Raw genomic sequence first — 20,497 nt, forward strand, 5'->3', positions numbered from 1 at the left:
TTACTGAAGTGGCGCGTCATCCACTCGGTCGGCGCTGTTTTCCATGTGAAAGGCGATGCGGGTGATGGCGTTGTAAAGACAGCCGTGATTATTCCAGACGACGCTTTCCGGCTGCTCATTGCCCTGATCGTCTCGTGCTCGCACCTGCAGCACGTGTCGACCGGCATCGAGCCGGCAGGTCAGTGACCAACAGACCCAGGCACCGGCGATGTTGGGCGTGTGCAGGGTGGCGCTCTGCCAGGTGCCATCATCCAGACAGCATTCGACCTCGATAACCTGCCCCTCGCCCGACAGTGCTCGCCCGCGCAGGATCGTGTCGCCGGCAAAAAGCCGGGCGCCATCTTCAAGATCGACCAGGCTCATGACCGGCATGGTCGTAATGGGGACGCCGTCAGCTTCTCCCACGGCCGGATAGTCGGGCCCGGCCAGAGTGTAATCCTGCGTGTTCCAGTACGTATTCAGTGCCTGTCTCGAGACTTCAAGGCGTCCCAGCCATTTGACGCTGGCCGCGCCCAGCCAGCCGGAGACCACCAGTCGCGCCGGGAAGCCGTGATCGATCGGCAGGGGCTCGCCGTTCATGGCAAGTGCAATGATGGTGTCATCGGCGAGCGCCTTGTCGATCGGCAGCGGGCGGGCGAAGCGCCCGCTGTCCAGGCCTTCAGGTAAGACGTGAAAGGCGCCTTCTTCGACACCTGCCAGCGCCAGCACATCGCTCAGGCGCACGCCGCTCCATTCCGCCACGCCCACCGCGCCTGGTCCCCACTGGGCGCCTTCAGCGGGGGAGCCAAAATCACGCGCAAAAAAGGCGCGCGCATTGCCGGCGCATTCGATGGCGCGGATAACGCTGACGCGCGGTAGTTGCTCAAGGTCTTTCAGGCTCAGAGAGTGTTCGCGTGTGAGAGCGTCTCCAGTCAACCTCAGATGCCAGTCGGTGGCCTTGAGTTCGGGGATATCGAAATGGCTGCGCACGAAGAACTGACGGTTGGGTGTGAGATAGCCCGGCAGCCGGGATAGACGGGTTTCGGCGTTGGTAGCGCCTCCCTCGTCGGGATATCGGAAGTGCTCGGCAGGCAGGGGTTTAAAAATGCCGGGATGATGGCTCATGCAAAACGCTCCAGAGATCGTGAAGGACGACTCTCTAGAGCGTAGCGGTTTTTAACGACAGGTCCTGCCTGCGTACGCTATCAGTAGGAAGCAGACAGAATACCGTCAGGTTCCTGTTCGGAGCTGGGCAGTTGTGACCAGTCGATGGGCGGCATATCGGCATTTTTGTAGGTGCGTCGCGCTCGGGCCTCAAGTCCCTTGCGCTCCACGCTTCCGTCTGAGGCCATGACCAGGCGCCGCCGTGAGATCGTTTTACTCATTCGATAGCGCAAGGAAATGGCCAGTAGCGTCTTCACCTCTTCGTCCAGCTGGTCGGCACCGGTGATGCGTGACTGCATGCTATACGCCAGTGCCAGCAGGCGGGAAAAGTCCTTCGGATGTCGTCCTTCAAGCTCACGCAACAGCTTGCCAACGTGAAGTGCCGTTGCCAGTTGCGGTTGAGCAACATCGATCGCCATTTTGTCGCAATCGATGACATGCAGCCCTGGTGTGACATCATTCTCATCGATCATGATATTGCCGCCGTGTAGATCCATGTGTAACAAGCGGGCATCGTGCAGGGCTGTCAGAACCTTTTCGATATGTGGTAGCAGGCGTCGACGATGTTCGGGCGTAGCAGTCTGCCATAGGGTTTTTAGTCCGACGCTGTCCTCAAGCCAGGGCTGGATCAAGAGCTGCTGAAGCGGCAAACCATGCTGCTGGTATTCACCAAGACAGTATACTGGCAGGCCGTGTCTGGTTTTTTCATTTAAAAACAGGGTGTTATTGACCTCCGCGCTGCCGTGGTCGAAGCCTAGCAGTGCATTTTGATGACCGGTCAACGCGCCGATTCGCTTTCTCAGAGTCAGTAGTGGAATCCGTTTGGCAAAAAAGTCACCGGTCGAATCATGAAGACGATAGATACTGCGGCCCTTGAAGGTACGCAGTGTATGAATTCCCTGATTTTTTTGAGCATCCTTCAGGAAGGCGTCCATACGACATGCTGCCGACAAGGCGCGTTCTTCGTCGGCGACCCACCACTGCCAGTTCGAGCCGGGGAAGCGAACGGGTCCGTGAAAATGACGCTGCAGAACGTTGGGACGACCAAAACGGCGCCCGCGAGCAGGGGTGTTCATGAAGAGTACCGATATGGCGTCCTGAAAAGGGGGCCATGACGTTATATGAGGATTGGTTTCTACGTTCAGAGTAAAAACACTGTTCGCTTATGTCCAGTCCTCTTTAATATAATTTTAATAATTTGCTGATAGGGGGCGTGGCGCCGATCTGGTGGCTATTGTCACGTTGATATCAGAGCTTGCCGTGAGCCGTTGTTTTCCTGCCTGGGGGCGCAGGAAATGACAGGTATGCAAAAGCATCAGCGCTCCAGAGCGTTTTGTAGCGCAGACAGGCGTTCTGGCTTCAGTGCATCCTCGACGGCTGAAATGCGCAGAATGTCGGCCAGTGCCGGATGGGGTGGGCGATGGATAATCACGCCATCGGCCAGAAGGGCCCGCTGAGCGGCCTCGGCAGCGTCGACGCTCGGCATGCGGATGGCCACGAAGTTGGTGGCCGAGGGCAGAACGTCCGCTCCCCATGCCTGTAACTGCGTTGCCAGTTGCTCACGCCTTTTGATCACGGCCTGAACGTGGTGTTTCACCTCATCGATATGGGACAGCACCACAGCCGCAGCGGCTTGGGCGACCGAGGAAACGGCATAGTGAATGCGTACCTTTGACATCACCTCGAGAAGCGCCGGGGGCGCGATGGCATAACCGATGCGAAGCCCGGCAAGGCCGTGCGCCTTGGAGAAGGTGCGAAGGCGCACGACGCCGTCGATGGGGGCACTGTCACCGTGATCCGGGCGAAACTCGTGATAGGCCTCATCCAGCAGGAGATGACACGTCGGCGGCAGGTTGTCGATGAGATAGGCGATATCGGCACGGTCCAGGCAGTGACCGCTGGGATTGTCCGGGTCGGCCAGATAGACCAGTCTTGCGTGATGCAACCAGGCGGCCTGCACCAGCGCATCGACATCGGGAGCCAGCCGGCCCGGTGACTGTCGATAGGCGACTTCGACCAGGCGGCAGCCGTGGCCTTCGGCAAAATAGCGAAAGGTAGGATAGGTGCCGGCACTGGTGACCACGGTCGTACCGATATCGCACAGGGCGCGTAGCGTCAGGGCGATCAGGCTGTCGGCACCGGCATCCACCAGCAGGGCATCATGAGAGGTGCCCTGCTGCTCGGCCAGCTGCTGTCGCAATTCGAATGCCTGGGCATCACCATAGGCGCGGGCCAGCTGTGCCACCGGAATGCCCAGTACCTCGCTCAGCGCCTGGTGTGGCATGTCCAGGCCTTCATTGGAGCCCAGCTGAAAGGGCAGCGAGTGACCCAGACGCCGCTCCAGAGCCTGGCGTCCCGGGAAGGGGTTGTGTGGCCCTTCACGATCAAGATGAGATGCACGCACGAAAACACTCCACGTCAATGGTGATCGGTTGCCGGGCCATCAGGGGGCCGGGGTCGCTGCGGCCTGTGACAGCGGCAGACCCAGCGAATCAAGGGCGCCGTCAATCTCCTTTTGCCACCAGATATCGTTACTGTTACCGCGCCTGAGCGTCAACGTCAGCCTGTAGGGATAGAGCTTGCGATCCGACAGGACGATGGCGCCCAGCGGTGACTGAAGGTCTGAAGAGAGACGCCACTGATTATCGGGTGTCTCCGGCTGTGCCGAGGCCTGCGCCACGGACAGCACCTGTGGCCCGTCTCGGGCGCTGAGCAGTCGGCGGATCAGGGCGTCATCGAAGCGGGCATCGGCACAAGCACCGAAGTCGGCATCGGCTTCGACGGGGGTGACGAGAATCACACGATGGCTGGTGCTGTCCGGCCAGGGGGGCGCCTTGAGAACATCAACCGCCGCTGTCTGTCCCAGATTTTCCAGCGGTGTGCGGTGGCGTGAGAGATCGTTGTCCATCCCGGCGCAGCCCGTCATTAAAAGGGCCAGCAGCACCATGAATGTCCATCGACTCATGAGGGCGCCTCGGGCATGTCGGCAGTGGAGGTGCATGAGCCTTCGGTCTGTGTGATCAGAAAATGATGCAGATCCCTGAAAAGGGTTCGGCGGATGTCCGGCGATTCGTTGACCAGATGGTGCCGGGCCTCCTGATGATAGACGATTCGAGCAGCAGGCAGCAGCCGACGCAGCACCTCGAGATTCCATCGCCAGTCCACGGTGGCGTCCTGCCGGCCCTGCAGGATCAGTACCGGCAGATGACAGGGCGGCAATCTTCGAACATGGCTCATCCAGTCGCGCATGGCGCCGACCCAGACCAGCGGCAGGGTGTTGGTCTGCAGCGGATCCTTTTGATGCAAAAACGCCGTGAAGGCGAGGTTGGTGGTATTGGGTCGATAGTGGCGCGGAATGCTGCGAATAAAGGGCGTGGCCAGGCGATGCATCAGACGCGAGCGCTGCCACTTGCAGGGCCGCACCAGTGGCGCCAGCAATACCAGCGCCTGCCAGGGATGATGGTCCGCGCGCTCCAGTGCATCGGTGGTCAAAATGGCGGCGCCAGTGCTCTGGCCGATCCCGATCAGTGGCGTGTGGACAAGGCCCTTGTCACCCAGCTGGGCGAGCAGGGCCCGCAGGCACCGGGTGTAGGTGGCAAAGTCATCGATGGCGGCACGCTCACCGCTGGATAGGCCATGCCCCGGCAGATCCCAGAGCACGACGCGAAATCCGCCATCCAGCAGCAGGCGCAATAGATGGCCATAAAGGCCCAGATGATCGAAATAACCGTGTACGACCACGACCGTGCCACGAAGCGCACTGCGCGGAGTCCACACCTGGGTCCAGAGGCGAAACTCGCCGACCTGCAAAAAGCCCGACTCGATATCACCGACCTGCGCGATCAGCGCGTCCAGCTCGTAATGACGAAAATACTGCGCCATCACCCCGGTGGGCGGCAGGGGCAGGGGGGCCAGCGGGCCGGCCTCCAGCAGATCGGAAAAATCGGGTAGGGACATTGTCATGAATGCTCATGCTCACGCCACGTCGGTCACGCAGCCTTAAGTGATTATGACGGCTCAGGCCTTCGGCGCAAGGCAGTCACGGCCAGCATGACCCAGCCGGCCATCATCGCAAGCCCCCCAAGTGGAGTGATGGGCCCCAGCAGGGCCGGGCCACCCAGCGCCAGCAGGTAGAGTGAACCGCTAAAGAGCACCACTCCGATCCCCCAAAGGCCCAGTACAAGACGCTGGCCGACAAGAGCGACAACCTCGCGCCAGATCAGAATCATCATGAAGGCCAGTGTATGCCAGGCCTGATAGCGCACACCGGTGTGCCATGCGTTGAGCGCGCGGGCGTCCAGTTGGTCGGCCAGGCCGTGGGCGCCCCAGGCACCAAGAATCACCACCCCAAGTCCGGACAGGGCGGCTACAAGCCACAAAGGGCGCGAGGGCATGGGCAATATACTCCTATCGGATTGAGCATTTATGCGTGAATCCGTGTATGGTCGCACGCACGCGCCCGAGCCACCAGGTGCCGTGGGCGGGCCGGTGGCCTTTACCAACAATACACCACAAGCGTAATGCCTTCGTGACAGCAGGGCATGGCGGGGGATAACCCATGGAATTTATCAGTACCATTGAAAACGGCATTCTTGCCATTACCGACCCCATCAGCAGCTTTATCTGGACCTATGTTCTGGTCTATCTGCTGTTGGGTGCCGGCGTGGCCTTTACGCTGCTGACGAAGTTCATGCAGTTTCGTCTGATGGGGCACATGGCGCGTGTGACCTTTGGTGGTCGCGGCTCGGGTGACGGCATCAGTGCCTTTCAGGCCTTTGCAACCTCGCTGGCCTCAAGGGTAGGGACCGGTAACCTCGCCGGTGTTGCCATCGCCCTCTGGGTGGGCGGCCCGGGCGCCATCTTCTGGATGTGGATGACGGCTCTGGTCGGTCTGGCCACGGCCTTTATCGAGTCCACGCTGGCTCAGGTCTACAAGGTCAGGCATGAAGACGGTGTCTTTCGTGGCGGGCCGGCCTATTACATGGAGCGCGGCCTGGGGCAGCGCTGGATGGGCTGTCTGTTTGCGGTCTTTTTGATCATTGCCTTTGGTCTGGCCTTCAACGGTGCCCAGTCCAACACCATCGCCCGTGCGATCGATAGTGCCTTTGCCGTACCGACCTGGATTACCGGGATCGTACTGGTAGCCGTGACGGCGCTGATCATTTATGGCGGTATCAGGTCGGTGGCTCGCACCGCTGAAAAGATTGTACCGGTCATGGCCGTGGCCTATCTGCTGGTCGCGCTCTACATCCTGATCGTCAACATCGGGGAAGTGCCGGCAATGCTGGCGCTGATCGTCAAGAGTGCCTTTGGTTTCGGGCCGGCCGTCGGTGGTGCTGCAGGTTATGCCATCAAGACCGCCATGGAAAATGGCATCAAGCGCGGGCTTTTCTCCAACGAGGCCGGCATGGGCTCGGCGCCCAACGCTGCCGCCACGGCAACGGTCAAGCATCCGGCCGCTCAGGGGCTGGTTCAGTCCTTTGGCGTGGTTTGCGATACCCTGATCATCTGCACCTGTACGGCCGTTGTGATTCTGCTTTCCGGGGTCTATGACACCCTGCTTGCCAGCTCGCCGGGCGTCGATATCCAGGGCATTCAGCTCACTCAGGACGCCATGTACGACCATCTGGGCACTTTCGGTACCTGGTTCATTGCGCTGGCCATTTTGCTGTTCGCCTTCACCTCGATCATCGGCAACTACGCCTATGGCGAGATCAACATGGGATATCTGTTCGGTCGTCGCAGCAAGGGGGCCATTCAGGTCCTGCGTCTGGCCGTGCTGGCCATGGTCATGCTGGGTGCCGTTGCCGAGCTTGATTTCGTCTGGGCCTTTGCCGATTTTGCGATGGGCCTGATGGCGACCACCAACCTGATCGCCATTTTGCTGCTGGCCCCTGTGGCCCTGCGGGTGTTGAAAGACTATGAGCGCCAGCGTCGTGACGGTGTGCGAGAGCCGGTCTTTGATCCGTCCGTGCTCAAAAAACCCGAGCAGCTCGCAAGCGGTGTATGGACGTCTTCCGGCGAGGCCGGAACGCGGTAGGAGCCCTTTGGATTCCAGCGTTATAATGCACATCCCGAGAACAGCGCAGGATGTGACATGCAGCTATACATCAACGGAGAAACGCGTCGGGTCGATCAGGTCAGCAGTGTGGCTGACCTGATCGCCACGCTTTCGCTGACCGGTCGGCGTATCGCCGTGGAGGTCAACGAATCCATTGTGCCGCGCACCCGCCATGCGACGACGACGCTCAATGAGGGCGATCGCGTCGAGATTGTTCATGCCATTGGCGGTGGCTGATATCCCGGCAGCCAATGGCGATCGCATCAGAACCCGCCAGACGGGTCCGAGGAGAACATCATGAGCATTGATTCCCGGTGGGATACCCCCCTGTACATTGCCGGGCGAACCTTTACCTCGCGCTTGCTGGTCGGTACCGGCAAATATCGCGATCTTGCAGAAACGGGCGAGGCCGTCGAGGCCAGCGGGGCCGAGATCGTGACGGTCGCCGTGCGCCGTTCCAACATCGGGCAGAATCCGGATGAGCCCAATCTGCTCGATGTCATCTCTCCCGAGCGCTATACCATCCTGCCCAATACGGCCGGCTGCTATAACGCACGTGACGCCATACGTACCTGCCAGCTCGCCCGTGAATTGCTTGACGGTCACAATCTCGTCAAGCTGGAAGTGCTGGGCAACGATCACACGCTTTATCCGAACGTGATCGAGACGCTGAGCGCGGCGCGCACCCTGGTCGAGGACGGCTTTGATGTCATGGTGTATACCAGTGACGATCCGATCGTGGCCGCCGAGCTTGAATCGATCGGCTGCTGCGCGGTGATGCCGCTCGGGTCATTGATCGGCTCCGGTCATGGCCTGCTCAATCCGCACGCCCTGTCATTGATCATCGATAACGCCCGCGTCCCGGTGCTGGTCGATGCCGGTATCGGTACACCTTCGGATGCGGCCATGGCGATGGAGCTTGGCTGTGACGGGGTACTGGTCAACTCGGCCATCGCCCACGCCCGTCAACCGATCTTGATGGCCAGCGCCATGAAAAAGGCCGTTGAAGCCGGGCGCGAAGCCCGACTGGCCGAACGCATGGGAAGAAAGACCTATGCCGCCAGCCCCTCATCGCCCACGGAAGGCCTGATCACCGGCTGATACCGGGCCATGATTCGTTCCACTGTTTTTGACGATATTTTTGATGACAGAAGATACCGCGCCGGGCGCTGAACCCGGTGAAGACACGCCGCATCGCGGCATCAAGAGTTATGTGGTCCGCAGTGGTCGCATGACCCTGGCCCAGCGGCGCGGTCTGGAAGAGGTCTTTCCGCGCCTGGGGCTGACACTGGCTCAGGGTCGGCTGGATCTGGAAGCCCTGTTTGGTCGTCGGGCACCCTGTGTGGTCGAGATCGGCTTTGGCATGGGGGGCTCGTTGCTTGAGCAGGCCATGGCCAACCCGGAGACTGACTTTATCGGCATCGAGGTGCATCCGCCAGGCGTGGGCAAGCTGCTTGATGATGTCGACAAGGCGGGTCTGACCAATGTTCGCGTCTATCGTGAGGATGCGCTCAAGGTGCTTGATGACTGCCTGCCGGCCGAATCGGTGAATACGCTGCAGCTTTTCTTCCCCGACCCCTGGCCTAAAAAGCGTCATCACAAGCGCCGGATCGTGCAGCCGGCCTTTATCGAGCGTGTGCGTCGCGTACTCGAGCCGAAGGGGCGCTTTCACATGGCCACTGACTGGCAGCCCTACGCCGAATACATGGTCGAGACCATGAATGAGGCGCCCGGGTTCGTAACGCTGGCACGCGACGGCGATTATGTTCCGCGTCCGGACTTTCGCCCGCTGACCAAGTTTGAAACCCGTGGCGAGCGCCTGGGTCATGGCGTCTGGGATCTGATCTATCAGCGTGCCGACCGAGTCGATTGACGCCACACAAGGCCAGAGGCACCGATTGACCGATATAAAAAAGCCGCCCCGGTGGGGCGGCTTAAAGGACCGTGACTAGCTTGATGAGGAGATGAACCACTCGATACCCTGACATATCGGGTTGTTCATATGGTGACTGGCGATCACCACATCTCAAAGATAACCATTCTCATTTGGCTGGTCAAGCCAAATGAGAATATTTTTTAAATGAAGATCTGCTGTTATTTTCAGTCGGCTTCATGTCTGCTTGATACATCCTCCACCACCGACACTCCATGCCCATGCCGATCCCTCATTCATCGTCACAGCACGCCTCGCTTCGCTGGCTCAATACGCTGGTGGTGGTCACGCTGATTACGGTGACTGTTGCCATTGCCTATCTGGGCTATTACTACGTTGGGGCCGGCAATCGGTCGCAGGTGACCTGGTTTGCTCCTGAACTCGGTTGTCGACCGCTGGAGGAGCGCTGCTTTACCGCACTGGGTCGCTTTGGTGAGATGCAAACCCAGTGGCACTATCAAACGGGGCAGTTGAGTGTGGAGATGCGGCTCAGCGGTCTGGCGGCGGAGCAGGTGAGCATGCAGATTGAAGAAACCGGCAGCCGCTGGCGTCAGGCAGCCATGAAGCTTGAAGCCGTCTCGCCCGGTCGCTACCAGGGCACGTTTGAGATGCCTTTATGCCAGAGCGACACCCATCTGGCGCGAGGGAGTCTTGTGGTCACCACTGCCCGCGGACTGCTGGGCAGCTGGTACGATCTGTCGTTGCCGTGTCGGTGATGCACAATGTCATGGCATCTAAAACATGAATTTTCCTATTAATTATCCACACTGCGTTGGGAATTTTTGCTTGACAGAAAGCAAAGCATATCGAAGTGGAAAATTTCCCCTGGTTGCGTCATATGTTTTTAAATCGTCTTTTTAAACAAGACGTTATGTTCTTTGCGATATTTTTCTTTGCAGAAAGTGCCATGAGCGCCATGGTGACATGCGACATTTATGCACAGGCGCTGAAGCGCCCGCCAAACACTACCTCACAGCCTTATCCACAAGGTGTGCCGGCGGTTTTTATTCACACCGTCTGACACGCTTTGATCCCGAAAAAAACACCGGATCGCAGGACCCGGTGGTTGAGAACGTCTGACGTGCTGTTGGCCTAGTTGGCCTGCTGAGCGTCGGCTTTATCTTCCTGACTGGCGCTGTTATCGGCACCGGTGTCTTCGCTGTCGGCGCTGGTGGCATCATCACCCATGCCCAGCAGTTCTACCGTGAAGATCAGGGTCTGGTTCGGTTCGATCGGGCCGGTGCCGGCTTCGCCATAGGCCAGATCGGAAGGCACGTAGATTTCCCACTTGTCGCCCGGGTGCATCATCTTCAGTGCTTCCTGCCAGCCGGGAATGACCTGGTTGACCTGGAAGGTTACCGGCTCGCCACGCTCATAGGAGCTGTCAAAGACGTTGCCATCGATGGTGCGGCCTTCATAGTTGACGCGAACCTGGTCTTCGTCGCCGGGCTGGGCGGCGCTGTCGTCACCCTTTTCCATGACGCGATACTGCAGGCCGGAGTCGGTGGTCTGGACCCCATCCTTGCTGGCGTTCTCTTCCAGGAATTTTTTACCGGCCTGGGCGTTCTGCTCGGCTTCCTGCTGCATCTGCTGTTGCTGTTCGGCCACCATCTTCTGCTGATACTGCTGCAGGGCATCACCGATCTGCTGATCGCTCAGGCGGATATCGTTGCCGCCGTAGACGTCCTTGATGCCATTGGTGAAGTTATCAACATCCAGATCCTTCATGTCTTCATGAAGGTTGCGGGCCAGGGTCACACCCACGGCATAGGCCAGACGCGCCTCGTCGGACTTGAAATCATCCTTTTGCTGGCTGCTGTCATCGCTGCCGTTTTGCTGGGCCTGCTCCTGCGTGGCCTGAGCGTCAGCGTTTTTATCCTTGCCGTCGTCAGCATCGGAACAGCCTGTCAGTACGATCAGCGTGCTCAGAGTGACCGCGCTCAACAGTTTATTCATGAAATCTCCTTGTACACATGGTCATCAAGGGATGTTGGACAACACCCGATAAAAAAAATCACGCCAATTCCTGAAAGAATGTCGGCTGTCTTTTGACAGACTATCAGCACGATGGGGGCGCCATATTCTCACTTTCAAGGCGCAGTTGGGAAATCAGCGTCTGGTGGCGGGTATCGAGCTCACCGATCAGGTGCCTTGAAAGCGTTTCAAAGGCCTTATCCGGCAGGCATGGCGTCGAAGCCGAAAGCGCCAGCGCTTCGAGCCGGTTGAGTGTCTCGCGCTCGCTCTGAAGTTCGGCCTTTTTGATGTGGGTGCGCATCTGTTCGAGTTCGGGGCGGTCTGCAGCCTGTGCCTTGAGGTCGCGTCTTAGCTGGCGCAGTGGCTGTGTATAGTGCTGCTGCCACTGACGTACCGGCGCAAGTCTTGAGGCAAGGTCTGTCTTCGGCGCCCGGTCGTGTGACAAAAGCCATAGCCCCCAGAGCAGCTCGCAGACGTCAAGGCCTGCTTCATCCTGCAGGATGAGCAGGGCCTCGCTCACGCCGGGACGTGCATAAAGCGTCAGTGCCCAGGGCCAAAGCGGGGAAGGATTTCGGTTAGAATGGAGATCCATTGACTTGTTCATTCGACCACTTATCGGCAACCGGCCGGACAGGATACTGCATGATCGCATTTCGCCAGCTCGAGCTCCAACGGGGCGGAGTACCGCTGATCGAGTCCGCAGACTTCATGCTCTCGATGGGCCATCACGCCGGCATTGTGGGTGCCAACGGCACCGGGAAGTCGAGCCTTTTCCAGCTGATTCTGGGCCAGCTTGCGCCCGAGCGGGGCGAGGTGGCGCTCAACGGCGGAGTGCGTATTGCCCACATGAGTCAGGAAATCGTGACGCTGTCGCGCAGTCTGACCGACTTCGTGCTTGATGGCGATCACGCCCTGCGTGACACGCAGGCCGCACTGGAGGCGGCCCGCGAGGCCGGCGAGCACCACCGCGAGGCCGAACTGCACGGTGCGATCGAGTCGCTTGATGGCTACACAGCAAAGGCCAGAGCCGAGCAGCTGCTGGTCGGTCTCGGCTTTGCACAGCGCGATCTTGAGCGTCCGCTGTCGGATTTCTCGGGCGGCTGGCGCATGCGCGCCAATCTGGCCCAGACGCTGTTCAAGCCCTCTGACCTGATGCTGCTCGATGAGCCGACCAACCACCTGGATCTCGATGCGCTTTTGTGGCTCGAGCAGTGGCTGGTGCGCTATCCCGGCACGCTGCTGTTGATTTCGCACGATCGCGACTTTCTCGATGCGGTGTGCGATCACATCGTGCACTTTGACCAGCGCCACGTGCAGCTCTATCGCGGCAACTTCACGACCTTTGAGCGTACCCGCGCCGAGCGATTGGCTCAGCGTGAGGCCGAGCGCGAGAAGCAGCAGGCCCGCCGCGCCGAGATCGAGGATTTCGTGCGCCGCTTTCGTGCCAAGGCGACCAAGGCCAAGCAGGCCCAGAGCCGGCTCAAGATGCTCGAGCGCATGGAGGATATCGCGCCCTTGCGCGCCGAATCGCCGTTTCGTTTTCGTCTGCCCTGTTCCGACAAGGTTTCCCACCCACTTTTGTCGATTGATCATGCCGCCATCGGCTATGGCGAGGCGCCGATCGTGGATAACGTGCGCCTGTCGCTGGCACCGGGTAGCCGAATCGGTCTTCTGGGGCCCAATGGCGCGGGCAAGTCAACGCTGATCAAGGCACTGACCGGGGAGCTGGCACTGATCAGGGGTGAGCGCACCGAGGGTGAGCACCTCGCGGTCGGCTATTTCGCCCAGCACCAGCTTGACGCGCTGGATCTGAACGCCAGCGCCTTCACGCACGTTCAACGGCTGTCACCGCAGGCCTCCGAGCAGGTCATTCGTGATTTTCTGGGCGGCTTCGGTTTTCGCGGTGATGACGCCTTCGAAGTCATCACGCGCTTCTCGGGCGGGGAAAAGGCCCGTCTGGCGCTGGCACTGATTGCCTGGCAAAAGCCCAACCTGTTGCTGCTCGATGAGCCGACCAACCACCTGGATCTGGACATGCGCGATGCACTGACGGAGGCGCTGGCCGCCTTTGATGGTGCGGTGCTGATCGTGTCGCACGATCGCCACCTGCTGCGCGCCAGTGTCGATGAGTTCTGGTGCGTGGCCGACGGTCGGGTCGCCGCCTTTGACGGCACCCTGGAAGATTATCGACTGTGGCTGAAAAACCGGCTGGTCGAGACCGCCCGGACGCCTTCAGAAGAGGCTCGTGAGGGGGGAGCACCGAAGGAGGATCGAAAGGCCACGCGCCGTGCGGCAGCCGAGCTTCGTGAGCAGTTAAAGCCTCTGAAGAAAAAGCGCGACGCTGCGGAAAAATCGATGGAGAAGGCTCAGAAGGCGCTTGAAGAAATCGAGACGCAGCTTTCAGATCCTGAGATCTACGAGGCCGATCAGAAGGCGAAGCTCACCGAGCTTTTGCGCGAACAGGGTGAATGGAAGGCCCGTCTTGAAAGCGATGAGCAGGCCTGGATGGAGGCCGAAGAGGCGCTCGAGGAGATGCAGGTGCAGCTTGCGGCCTCCTGAGACCATCATTGGCAGCGGCGGTCACCGTTCTACACTGGATAGGGTGTTTATCGTTATCGGCTGACCTCAGGGAGGAGAAATGCCCTACGAACATCGTGATGACATTCCGGACAGTGCGCGCAAGGTACTGCCGCCACATGCCCGTACCATCTACAAGGAAGCCTTCAACAGCGCCTGGGATGAATATGCCAGCCCGTCTGATCGACGTGGTGATTCATCCCGCGAGGAAACGGCCCACGCCGTGGCCTGGAAGGCGGTCGAGTCGAAATACAAAAAGGGCGATGACGGCAAGTGGCATCCCAGGCATTGAGCCCGGGCGTTATGAAAGATGACGCTCTGTCGGTTCCAGAAAAGGGCCGCCACACTATGTGGCGGCCCTTCTCGTATTCGGTGACCGGGGGGAGCGCCTACTCGGCGTAGATCATCTTTCGCGTCATGCCGCCATCGACGGGGAAGTGCTGGCCGGTAATGAATCCGGCTTCCGGGCCTGCCAGAAAGGCGACCAGCGCGGCGATATCATCAGGATGCCCCACGCGGCCGACCGGGTGCTGCTGGCGGTCGGTGTCGCTATGAACTGGAGTCTCGCGATTGGCCGCCTTCTGGTGCTCGCCGGTTTCAATCCAGCCGGGACAGATGGCATTGACGCGAATGTCCGGGCCCAGGCTTGTCGCCATGGCGTGGGTCAGGGCCAGAAGTCCGCCCTTGCTGGCCGCATAGCCTTCGCTTTCGGGCTCGGACTGCAGAGCCCGGGTCGAGGCCATGTGAATGATCGAGCCTTTCGCCCGGCGCAGCAGCGGGATGGCCGCGCGGGAGCAGAGAAAGGCGCCGGTAAGATGATTGTCCAGCCAGTGATGCCAGCGCTCGAGCGACAGTGACTCCAGTGGGCCGCAGTACGGATCGGCCGGGCCACCGTTGTTGACCAGCAGATCCAGCCGGCCCTGCCATTGCGTGAGGCGCTCGAAGGCCTCATTGACCGCGGTTTCATCGCTGACGCTGGCGGTGATGGCCAGCAGCCTCTCAACGTCGTGGCGCGTGCGCATCTCCTCGATGGCCTCGTCATCAATGTCGAGGATCATGACACGCCAGTCGCGGGCAATGAGATAGTCGGTAATGCCGCGTCCGATACCCTGCGCCCCGCCGGTAATCAGCGCCACGCGCGTATCACAAGAAGAGGATGTACTCATGGAGCTTGCCTGTCCGGTATAAAGGGATGATCAGCTTTCCGGCGTTCAGCTTTCCAGCATGAACGTGACGGGGCCGTCATTGATCAGCGAAACCTGCATGTCAGCGCCAAAGCGTCCGGTCTCGACGATGTCATGAGCCTTTTGCGCGCATTCGATGAGATGATTGAACAGTCGCTCGCCGTCTTCCGGGGTGGCGCCCTGGGAAAAGCCCGGCCGCAGCCCCTTGCGCGTGTCGGCCACCAGAGTGAACTGCGACACCAGCAACAACCCGCCCCGGGTGGTAGAGAGCCCCAGATTCATGCGGCCCTGCTCATCGCTGAAAACGCGGTAGTTGAGCATTTTCTGCAAAAGCTTTTCGGCTCGCTCGGGCGTGTCGTCGCGCTCGACGCCAATCAGGGCCAGAAGTCCCTGATCGATATGACCAATGCGCTCGCCATCGACATGAACGCTTGCCTGACTGACCCGCTGAATCAGAGCCCGCATGTTGTCTCCATTGTCCGTGTCATCCTTACGGGTCGCTTTTGACCCTGATCTACCAGGTGCGACAGAGCATCAGATCGCCACGGGTTTCAGTCAGCAGTCGCTCCAGCAGACTGTCGGTAGAGCGCCCGATGCCGACGCGGATGTGACTGCCCAGTGCCAATAGATCGGGCGGCTGCTGGCGCAGGCGATCCAGCAGCACCTGGGAGGGATCGCCCTGCTGCAGTACCAGTTCCAGATCGGGTTTGGCATGCAGGTCAGCCATCAGGCGTTCGGTTTCAAGCTCGAGCTGCTGGCGCAGACGCTGACGCTCAAGGTCACGCCAGTGCTGATAGTTGGTGCCCTCACAGAGCTCCATGGCCACCGGCATGTCCCAGGCATGCAAAAGCGTCAGACGTACGTTGGGAAAGCGCATCAGCACTTCCTTGAGGGTGTGGCGAGAGGCCAGCGAAAAGTCCACCGGCACCAGAATGTCCTGCCAGTCCGGCTCGCCATCGTGCGGAATGCTGACCACCGGGCAGGGCGCCCTTCGCATGACGCGCGACAGGGTGGTGCCGCCGATCAGATCCGGTTGTCCCTGTTTGCGGTGAGTGCCCATGACAATCATCGAGGCGCTGCGCTCATAGGCTTCGCGGATGATCTCGGCGTAGGGCACACCGCTGACGATATGGATCTCGGTGGATGCCGGGCGTTTGAGTTCGTGGTGCTCACACAGCCTGTTGAGCGTGCGATCAATCTCTTCTTCGATGGCATGCACCAGCGCCGGAAGTGTGTGCTCGGGCAGATAGGGATCCACAACATGCAGGATGTCCAGGCGCGACTGGCTGCGCTGTGACAGATGCAGCGCTCTTACAAGGGCTGCCTCACATTCATGAGAGAGATCAGTGGCCAGTAGCAGCGTCGTATTCATGGCTGAATCCTTGCCCGTTGATGAGAGGGCGCTTGCAGATGTCGGTGATGGCAGAGGCACCGCTGAAATGATAGTGGTTGCCTGCCACTACAGCTACCACCATGCGTGAAAGTGATGAACCGGCCCCTGACCCTTGCCGACCTCCAGCTGCTCCGCGGCGGCCAGCGCCCGGGTCATGTAGGTCTTGGCCTCCCTGATCGCCTCGATCGGGGTATCGTGTCGAGGCAGCAGGGCGGCGATGGCCGAGGCCAGTGTGCATCCAGAGCCGTGAAGTGAGCGTGTCCTGATGCGCGGCGCTTCAAGCCAGCAAGTGTCCTTTGGTGTCAGCACCAGGTCATTGCTGACCTCGCCGGCCAGATAGCCCCCCTTGAGTACCACGATGTCGCAGCCCAGTGCCCCCAGGCCTGGCAGCATCGCTTCCATGCCTTCATGGTTCTCCGGAATGTCGGTCTCCAGCAGTACGGCCGCTTCCGGCAGGTTGGGCGTGATGACATCGGCCACCGGAATCAGGATATCGCGCACGGCGTGGAATCCGTCGCGGTCTACCAGCATGTCGCCACTTTTGGCGACCATGACCGGGTCCAGCACGACATGGGCCGGCCGGTAGCGCTCGATGAACTCCCGGATCAGGCGGGCCGTGTCGAGATCACTGACCATGCCGATCTTGACGCAGTCGATGGTGATATCGTCGAACACGGCGTCCAGCTGGGCACGGATCATGGCCTGCGGCAGCGGCATGACCTCACGAACGCCGCAGGTGTTCTGGGCCAGCACGGTCGTCAGCACGCTGGTGGTATAGGCCCCCAGAGCGCTGGCGGCCTTGAGATCGGCGGACTGACCGGCGCCCCCGCTGGGATCGGTACCGGCAATGGAGAGAAAACGGATCGGGCGCATGAAATCTCCGAAGGTGGCCAGCGACACAGGGGCGACATGAGACGTTGTGATGTCTGCCGCGCCGCAGGATATAAGACTAAAGTCTAGTATGGTAGGGCGATATTTTGATTGGATACACGAAGGCTACAGGGGGAACATTCCAAAATCGACATCAAAAAAGCCGATGACGGCATTGGAAAAATTTCGCATCGACTTCTAATGTAACGGTGTTGATCTCGAGGCTGACCTGACCTTCCGCAGTCGAGAATTTCCTGTCATTCGGGCGATATGCCCCGGGTGGTTGAATAACGAAAGCGCCAGTCGATGCAATGTCGCTGGGGCAGACCAAGATGAGTAAGCGTCCATGGATCTGGCAACGCAACTGGCTCAAAACTGGTCAGTCGGTGTTTTCATCGTCGCCGTACTGGCCCTGTGTACCTTTATGGTGACAGCTTCCGCCCTGCTTGGCGGACGGGCCTGGGGGCATCGAAAGGAAACGCCCTATGAGTCCGGTATTGTGCCGACCGGCAGTGCTCACCAGCGTTTCTCGGTCAAGTTCTACATGGTGGCCATGCTCTTCGTCATCTTTGATGTAGAAGCACTCTACCTCTTTGGCTGGGCCATCTCCGTACGTGAGACCGGCTGGACCGGGCTGATAGGCGCCAGCGTCTTTATCTTTATCCTGCTGGCCGGTCTGATCTATGACAGCCGCGTTGGTGCTCTGGACTGGGTGCCCAAACGTCGCGCGCAGCCGGATCGGGTTCACCAGCCTGCCCAGCGTGATCATACCGAACACTGAAATCTTTCCGGGTGACGAGCCCTCAGAGATTCCAGCACCGATCAATGACGTTTTCCGGGAGGACTCTGGATGTCCTATAAGCTTACGCGCATCGATCCTGATGCTCCCCAGAGCAGCCAGTATCCGGTCGGGGAGCGGCGTATTGTCGATGACCCCATGGACGATCAGGTGCATCGCAATGTTTTCATGGGCAAGCTCGAAAACATCATGCACAACGTTGTCAATTGGGGGCGCAAGAACTCCTTGTGGCCCTACAACTTCGGGCTCTCCTGCTGCTATGTGGAAATGACCACGGCCTTCACCGCGCCACATGACATCGCCCGCTTTGGCTCCGAGGTGCTGCGTGCCTCGCCCCGCCAGGCAGACGTCATGGTCATTTCGGGCACCTGCTTTATCAAGATGGCGCCCATTATCCAGGAACTTTACGACCAGATGCTGGAGCCCAAATGGGTCATTTCGATGGGCTCGTGTGCCAACTCCGGTGGCATGTATGACATCTATTCGGTCGTGCAGGGCGTCGACAAGTTTCTTCCCATCGACGTTTATATACCGGGATGTCCGCCACGACCTGAAGCCTTCCTTCAGGGCCTGCAACTGCTGCAGGATTCCATCCAGCAGGAGCGTCGCCCGCTGACATGGGTGGTGGGTGACCAGGGGGTCTACAAGGCCGAGATGCCCTCCCAGCGGGAAAAACGGCGCGACGAACGCATTGCGGTTACCGAGCTGCGTTCACCCGATGAAGTGTAACGACCGGCACAGGGATGGCCCAAGGGCGAGCGTGTTCGGTTCACTGGCGATGGAAAACAACGGATGACGACCGAGATTTCACAGGCAGACGCTACAACCTTCGCCATTGTCGATGAGCTGAAGGCCCGCTTTGGCGAGGCGAATCTGGTGGTACAGCCCACGCTGACCGGCATGCCGGTGGTCTGGGTGGCGCGTGAGCAAATGATCGAGGTCATGCGCTTTTTGCAGCAGGTTCCAAAGCCCTTTGTCATGCTCTACGACCTGCATGGGGTCGACGAGCGTCTGCGCATGCACCGACGCGGCCTGCCGCCGGCAGACTTCACCGTTTTCTATCAGCTGATGTCGCTTGAGCGTAACTCCGAGCTGATGATCAAGGTGGCGCTGCATGAAGATGACCTGCGTGTCCCGACGCTCTGTAACGTCTATCTCAATGCCAACTGGTACGAGCGTGAAGTCTTTGACATGTTCGGCATCGAATTCTCGGGCCATCCGCACCTGAGCCGCATGCTGATGCCGCCAACCTGGAATGGGCATCCGCTGCGCAAGGACTATCCTGCGCGGGCAACCGAATTTGATCCCTATACGCTGACGATGGAAGGTCAGGACCGCGAGCAGGAAGCGCTGCGCTTCAATCCCGAAGCCTGGGGCATGAAACGTCACAGCGGTGATACCGATTACATGTTCCTGAACCTGGGGCCCAACCACCCCTCGGTACACGGCGTGTTTCGTATCGCGCTGCAGCTTGACGGTGAAGAAGTGGTCGACTGCGTGCCGGATATCGGCTATCACCACCGCGGCGCTGAAAAGATGGCCGAGCGGCAGTCGTGGCACAGCTATATTCCCTACACCGACCGGATCGATTACACCGGCGGGGTCATGAACAACCTGCCCTACATTCTGGCCGTCGAAAAGCTGGCCGGCATTACCGTCACGCAGCGTGCTGAAACCATCCGCGTGATGATGGCCGAGATGTTTCGCATCAATTCTCACCTGCTGTTTCTCGGTACCTTTCTGCAGGATCTGGGCGCCATGTCGCCGGTCTTTTTCACCTTCAGCGACCGTCAGCGCGCCTATCATGTGATCGAGGCGATCACCGGCTTTCGCATGCACCCGGCATGGTTTCGCATTGGCGGCGTCGCGCATGATCTGCCGCGCGGCTGGGAGAAACTGGTTCGCGACTTTCTGGACTGGATGCCGCCGCGGCTGGACGAGTACGAGCGCGCGATGATGGACAACTCGATTGTGCGTGAGCGTACGGTCAACATTGCCACGCATACCACCGCCGAAGCACTGACCTGGGGCGTGACCGGCCCCAACCTGCGTGCGACCGGCCTGAAATACGACCTGAGAAAGGCCAAGCCCTATTCGGGCTACGAGCGCTTTGATTTTGATATTCCGGTGGGCACCAACGGCGATGTCTTTGATCGCGGCATGATGCGCATCGAGGAGATGCGTCAGAGCCTTCGCATCATCGAGCAGTGTCTGAAAAACATGCCCGAAGGGGACTACAAGGCCGACCATCCGCTGACCACGCCGCCGCCGCGCGACAAGATGCTTCAGCACATCGAGACCCTGATCACGCACTTTTTGCAGGTCTCGTGGGGGCCGGTGCTCAAGGCCAACGAGTCGTTTCAGATGATCGAGGCGACCAAGGGGCTCAATAGTTACTACCTGACCAGCGATGGCAACACCATGAGCTATCGCACCCGAATTCGCACGCCCAGCTTTGCCCACCTTCAGCACATTCCTGCCGTCATCAATGGCGGGTTCGTGCCGGATCTGATCGCGCACCTGGGCAGCATCGACTTTGTAATGGCCGACGTGGATCGATAAC

Annotated in this window: 23 protein-coding genes; 11 read left to right on the forward strand and 12 right to left on the reverse strand. The window is 59.8% G+C overall.

Going from position 1 to position 20,497, the window contains the following annotated elements:
- The 6 genes from B9G99_RS07315 to B9G99_RS07340 all read right to left on the reverse strand — a co-directional run bounded on the left by B9G99_RS07315 (position 1) and on the right by B9G99_RS07340 (position 5,537).
- Positions 1-1,104 carry a sulfite oxidase gene (locus B9G99_RS07315; RefSeq protein ID WP_086621458.1) on the reverse strand — a complete coding sequence of 368 codons (1,104 nt, stop codon included), beginning with the start codon at positions 1,102-1,104 and terminating at the stop codon, positions 1-3.
- A gap of 80 nt (positions 1,105-1,184) precedes the next feature.
- Positions 1,185-2,219: a protein kinase family protein gene (locus B9G99_RS07320; protein ID WP_086621459.1), complete on the reverse strand. Its 1,035-nt coding sequence runs from the start codon at positions 2,217-2,219 to the stop codon at positions 1,185-1,187.
- Between the two features lie 239 nt (positions 2,220-2,458).
- Positions 2,459-3,547, reverse strand: coding sequence for an aminotransferase class I/II-fold pyridoxal phosphate-dependent enzyme (locus B9G99_RS07325; protein WP_086621460.1), 1,089 nt, complete (start codon positions 3,545-3,547; stop codon positions 2,459-2,461).
- A gap of 39 nt (positions 3,548-3,586) precedes the next feature.
- Complete coding sequence (locus B9G99_RS07330) at positions 3,587-4,108, reverse strand: hypothetical protein (RefSeq protein ID WP_148663925.1); 522 nt, start codon at positions 4,106-4,108, stop codon at positions 3,587-3,589.
- A complete protein-coding gene (locus tag B9G99_RS07335; protein WP_086621462.1) occupies positions 4,105-5,106 on the reverse strand; it encodes an alpha/beta hydrolase in 1,002 nt (333 codons plus the stop codon). The genes B9G99_RS07330 and B9G99_RS07335 overlap by 4 nt, the downstream gene beginning before the upstream one ends.
- 44 nt (positions 5,107-5,150) lie before the next feature.
- Positions 5,151-5,537 (reverse strand): DUF423 domain-containing protein, encoded by a 387-nt coding sequence (locus tag B9G99_RS07340; RefSeq protein WP_086621463.1) that lies wholly within the window; start codon positions 5,535-5,537, stop codon positions 5,151-5,153.
- Between the two features lie 164 nt (positions 5,538-5,701).
- On the opposite strand from B9G99_RS07340, the gene B9G99_RS07345 reads away from it, so the two are divergent.
- The 6 genes from B9G99_RS07345 to B9G99_RS16730 all read left to right on the forward strand — a co-directional run bounded on the left by B9G99_RS07345 (position 5,702) and on the right by B9G99_RS16730 (position 10,158).
- Positions 5,702-7,183: an alanine/glycine:cation symporter family protein gene (locus B9G99_RS07345; protein ID WP_086621464.1), complete on the forward strand. Its 1,482-nt coding sequence runs from the start codon at positions 5,702-5,704 to the stop codon at positions 7,181-7,183.
- Between the two features lie 57 nt (positions 7,184-7,240).
- Positions 7,241-7,441 carry a sulfur carrier protein ThiS gene (thiS, locus tag B9G99_RS07350; RefSeq protein WP_086621465.1) on the forward strand — a complete coding sequence of 67 codons (201 nt, stop codon included), beginning with the start codon at positions 7,241-7,243 and terminating at the stop codon, positions 7,439-7,441.
- A gap of 60 nt (positions 7,442-7,501) precedes the next feature.
- The gene (locus B9G99_RS07355) at positions 7,502-8,305 is read left to right on the forward strand and encodes a thiazole synthase (protein ID WP_086621466.1); all 804 of its coding nucleotides are present in this window, start codon (positions 7,502-7,504) and stop codon (positions 8,303-8,305) included.
- Between the two features lie 43 nt (positions 8,306-8,348).
- Positions 8,349-9,077 carry a tRNA (guanosine(46)-N7)-methyltransferase TrmB gene (gene trmB / locus B9G99_RS07360; RefSeq protein ID WP_086621467.1) on the forward strand — a complete coding sequence of 243 codons (729 nt, stop codon included), beginning with the start codon at positions 8,349-8,351 and terminating at the stop codon, positions 9,075-9,077.
- Positions 9,078-9,352: 275 nt separating this feature from the next.
- On the forward strand, positions 9,353-9,853 hold the full coding sequence (locus tag B9G99_RS07365; protein WP_086621468.1) for a hypothetical protein: 501 nt from the start codon (positions 9,353-9,355) through the stop codon (positions 9,851-9,853).
- Positions 9,854-9,948: 95 nt separating this feature from the next.
- The gene (locus tag B9G99_RS16730) at positions 9,949-10,158 is read left to right on the forward strand and encodes a hypothetical protein (protein ID WP_148663926.1); all 210 of its coding nucleotides are present in this window, start codon (positions 9,949-9,951) and stop codon (positions 10,156-10,158) included.
- 71 nt (positions 10,159-10,229) lie between these two features.
- On the opposite strand, the gene B9G99_RS07370 is transcribed toward B9G99_RS16730, so the two are convergent.
- Entirely contained in the window at positions 10,230-11,093 is an 864-nt protein-coding gene (locus B9G99_RS07370) for an FKBP-type peptidyl-prolyl cis-trans isomerase (RefSeq protein WP_086621469.1), read from the reverse strand.
- A 103-nt stretch (positions 11,094-11,196) separates the two neighbouring features.
- Positions 11,197-11,703: a TIGR02444 family protein gene (locus B9G99_RS07375; RefSeq protein ID WP_158521455.1), complete on the reverse strand. Its 507-nt coding sequence runs from the start codon at positions 11,701-11,703 to the stop codon at positions 11,197-11,199.
- Between the two features lie 50 nt (positions 11,704-11,753).
- Between B9G99_RS07375 and B9G99_RS07380 the strand changes: the two genes are divergently transcribed.
- A complete protein-coding gene (locus tag B9G99_RS07380) occupies positions 11,754-13,670 on the forward strand; it encodes an ABC-F family ATP-binding cassette domain-containing protein (RefSeq protein WP_086623360.1) in 1,917 nt (638 codons plus the stop codon).
- A 79-nt stretch (positions 13,671-13,749) separates the two neighbouring features.
- Positions 13,750-13,980: a ChaB family protein gene (locus tag B9G99_RS07385; RefSeq protein ID WP_086621471.1), complete on the forward strand. Its 231-nt coding sequence runs from the start codon at positions 13,750-13,752 to the stop codon at positions 13,978-13,980.
- Positions 13,981-14,077: 97 nt separating this feature from the next.
- On the opposite strand, the gene B9G99_RS07390 is transcribed toward B9G99_RS07385, so the two are convergent.
- From B9G99_RS07390 to thiD, 4 genes are all read right to left on the reverse strand, one after another.
- On the reverse strand, positions 14,078-14,854 hold the full coding sequence (locus tag B9G99_RS07390) for an SDR family oxidoreductase (RefSeq protein ID WP_086621472.1): 777 nt from the start codon (positions 14,852-14,854) through the stop codon (positions 14,078-14,080).
- A gap of 45 nt (positions 14,855-14,899) precedes the next feature.
- On the reverse strand, positions 14,900-15,337 hold the full coding sequence (gene dtd, locus B9G99_RS07395) for a D-aminoacyl-tRNA deacylase (RefSeq protein WP_086621473.1): 438 nt from the start codon (positions 15,335-15,337) through the stop codon (positions 14,900-14,902).
- Positions 15,338-15,386: 49 nt separating this feature from the next.
- Complete coding sequence (locus B9G99_RS07400; RefSeq protein WP_086621474.1) at positions 15,387-16,244, reverse strand: universal stress protein; 858 nt, start codon at positions 16,242-16,244, stop codon at positions 15,387-15,389.
- 93 nt (positions 16,245-16,337) lie between these two features.
- Entirely contained in the window at positions 16,338-17,138 is an 801-nt protein-coding gene (thiD, locus tag B9G99_RS07405) for a bifunctional hydroxymethylpyrimidine kinase/phosphomethylpyrimidine kinase (RefSeq protein WP_086623361.1), read from the reverse strand.
- A 343-nt stretch (positions 17,139-17,481) separates the two neighbouring features.
- On the opposite strand from thiD, the gene B9G99_RS07410 reads away from it, so the two are divergent.
- The 3 genes from B9G99_RS07410 to nuoC all read left to right on the forward strand — a co-directional run bounded on the left by B9G99_RS07410 (position 17,482) and on the right by nuoC (position 20,496).
- Positions 17,482-17,916 (forward strand): NADH-quinone oxidoreductase subunit A, encoded by a 435-nt coding sequence (locus tag B9G99_RS07410; protein WP_086621475.1) that lies wholly within the window; start codon positions 17,482-17,484, stop codon positions 17,914-17,916.
- 69 nt (positions 17,917-17,985) lie between these two features.
- Positions 17,986-18,663 (forward strand): NuoB/complex I 20 kDa subunit family protein, encoded by a 678-nt coding sequence (locus B9G99_RS07415; protein WP_086621476.1) that lies wholly within the window; start codon positions 17,986-17,988, stop codon positions 18,661-18,663.
- A gap of 63 nt (positions 18,664-18,726) precedes the next feature.
- On the forward strand, positions 18,727-20,496 hold the full coding sequence (nuoC, locus tag B9G99_RS07420) for an NADH-quinone oxidoreductase subunit C/D (protein ID WP_086621477.1): 1,770 nt from the start codon (positions 18,727-18,729) through the stop codon (positions 20,494-20,496).
- The last annotated feature ends 1 nt before the right edge of the window (position 20,497 follow it).

It is taken from the genome of Kushneria konosiri (assembly GCF_002155145.1).
In the GTDB taxonomy this organism is placed as follows: Bacteria; Pseudomonadota; Gammaproteobacteria; order Pseudomonadales; family Halomonadaceae; genus Kushneria; species Kushneria konosiri.

Coding starts and splice junctions, on each gene's coding strand:
- dtd (WP_086621473.1), bottom strand. CDS start 15,337: ATGCGGGCTCTGATTCAGCGGGTCAGTCAGGCAAGCGTTCATGTCGAT.
- B9G99_RS07400 (WP_086621474.1), bottom strand. CDS start 16,244: ATGAATACGACGCTGCTACTGGCCACTGATCTCTCTCATGAATGTGAG.
- thiS (WP_086621465.1), top strand. CDS start 7,241: ATGCAGCTATACATCAACGGAGAAACGCGTCGGGTCGATCAGGTCAGC.
- B9G99_RS07320 (WP_086621459.1), bottom strand. CDS start 2,219: ATGAACACCCCTGCTCGCGGGCGCCGTTTTGGTCGTCCCAACGTTCTG.
- B9G99_RS07345 (WP_086621464.1), top strand. CDS start 5,702: ATGGAATTTATCAGTACCATTGAAAACGGCATTCTTGCCATTACCGAC.
- B9G99_RS07340 (WP_086621463.1), bottom strand. CDS start 5,537: ATGCCCTCGCGCCCTTTGTGGCTTGTAGCCGCCCTGTCCGGACTTGGG.
- B9G99_RS07390 (WP_086621472.1), bottom strand. CDS start 14,854: ATGAGTACATCCTCTTCTTGTGATACGCGCGTGGCGCTGATTACCGGC.
- B9G99_RS07365 (WP_086621468.1), top strand. CDS start 9,353: ATGCCCATGCCGATCCCTCATTCATCGTCACAGCACGCCTCGCTTCGC.
- B9G99_RS07375 (WP_158521455.1), bottom strand. CDS start 11,703: ATGGATCTCCATTCTAACCGAAATCCTTCCCCGCTTTGGCCCTGGGCA.
- nuoC (WP_086621477.1), top strand. CDS start 18,727: ATGACGACCGAGATTTCACAGGCAGACGCTACAACCTTCGCCATTGTC.
- B9G99_RS07410 (WP_086621475.1), top strand. CDS start 17,482: ATGGATCTGGCAACGCAACTGGCTCAAAACTGGTCAGTCGGTGTTTTC.
- B9G99_RS07355 (WP_086621466.1), top strand. CDS start 7,502: ATGAGCATTGATTCCCGGTGGGATACCCCCCTGTACATTGCCGGGCGA.
- trmB (WP_086621467.1), top strand. CDS start 8,349: ATGACAGAAGATACCGCGCCGGGCGCTGAACCCGGTGAAGACACGCCG.
- B9G99_RS07385 (WP_086621471.1), top strand. CDS start 13,750: ATGCCCTACGAACATCGTGATGACATTCCGGACAGTGCGCGCAAGGTA.
- B9G99_RS07315 (WP_086621458.1), bottom strand. CDS start 1,104: ATGAGCCATCATCCCGGCATTTTTAAACCCCTGCCTGCCGAGCACTTC.
- B9G99_RS07415 (WP_086621476.1), top strand. CDS start 17,986: ATGTCCTATAAGCTTACGCGCATCGATCCTGATGCTCCCCAGAGCAGC.
- thiD (WP_086623361.1), bottom strand. CDS start 17,138: ATGCGCCCGATCCGTTTTCTCTCCATTGCCGGTACCGATCCCAGCGGG.
- B9G99_RS07335 (WP_086621462.1), bottom strand. CDS start 5,106: ATGACAATGTCCCTACCCGATTTTTCCGATCTGCTGGAGGCCGGCCCG.
- B9G99_RS07330 (WP_148663925.1), bottom strand. CDS start 4,108: ATGAGTCGATGGACATTCATGGTGCTGCTGGCCCTTTTAATGACGGGC.
- B9G99_RS07370 (WP_086621469.1), bottom strand. CDS start 11,093: ATGAATAAACTGTTGAGCGCGGTCACTCTGAGCACGCTGATCGTACTG.
- B9G99_RS07380 (WP_086623360.1), top strand. CDS start 11,754: ATGATCGCATTTCGCCAGCTCGAGCTCCAACGGGGCGGAGTACCGCTG.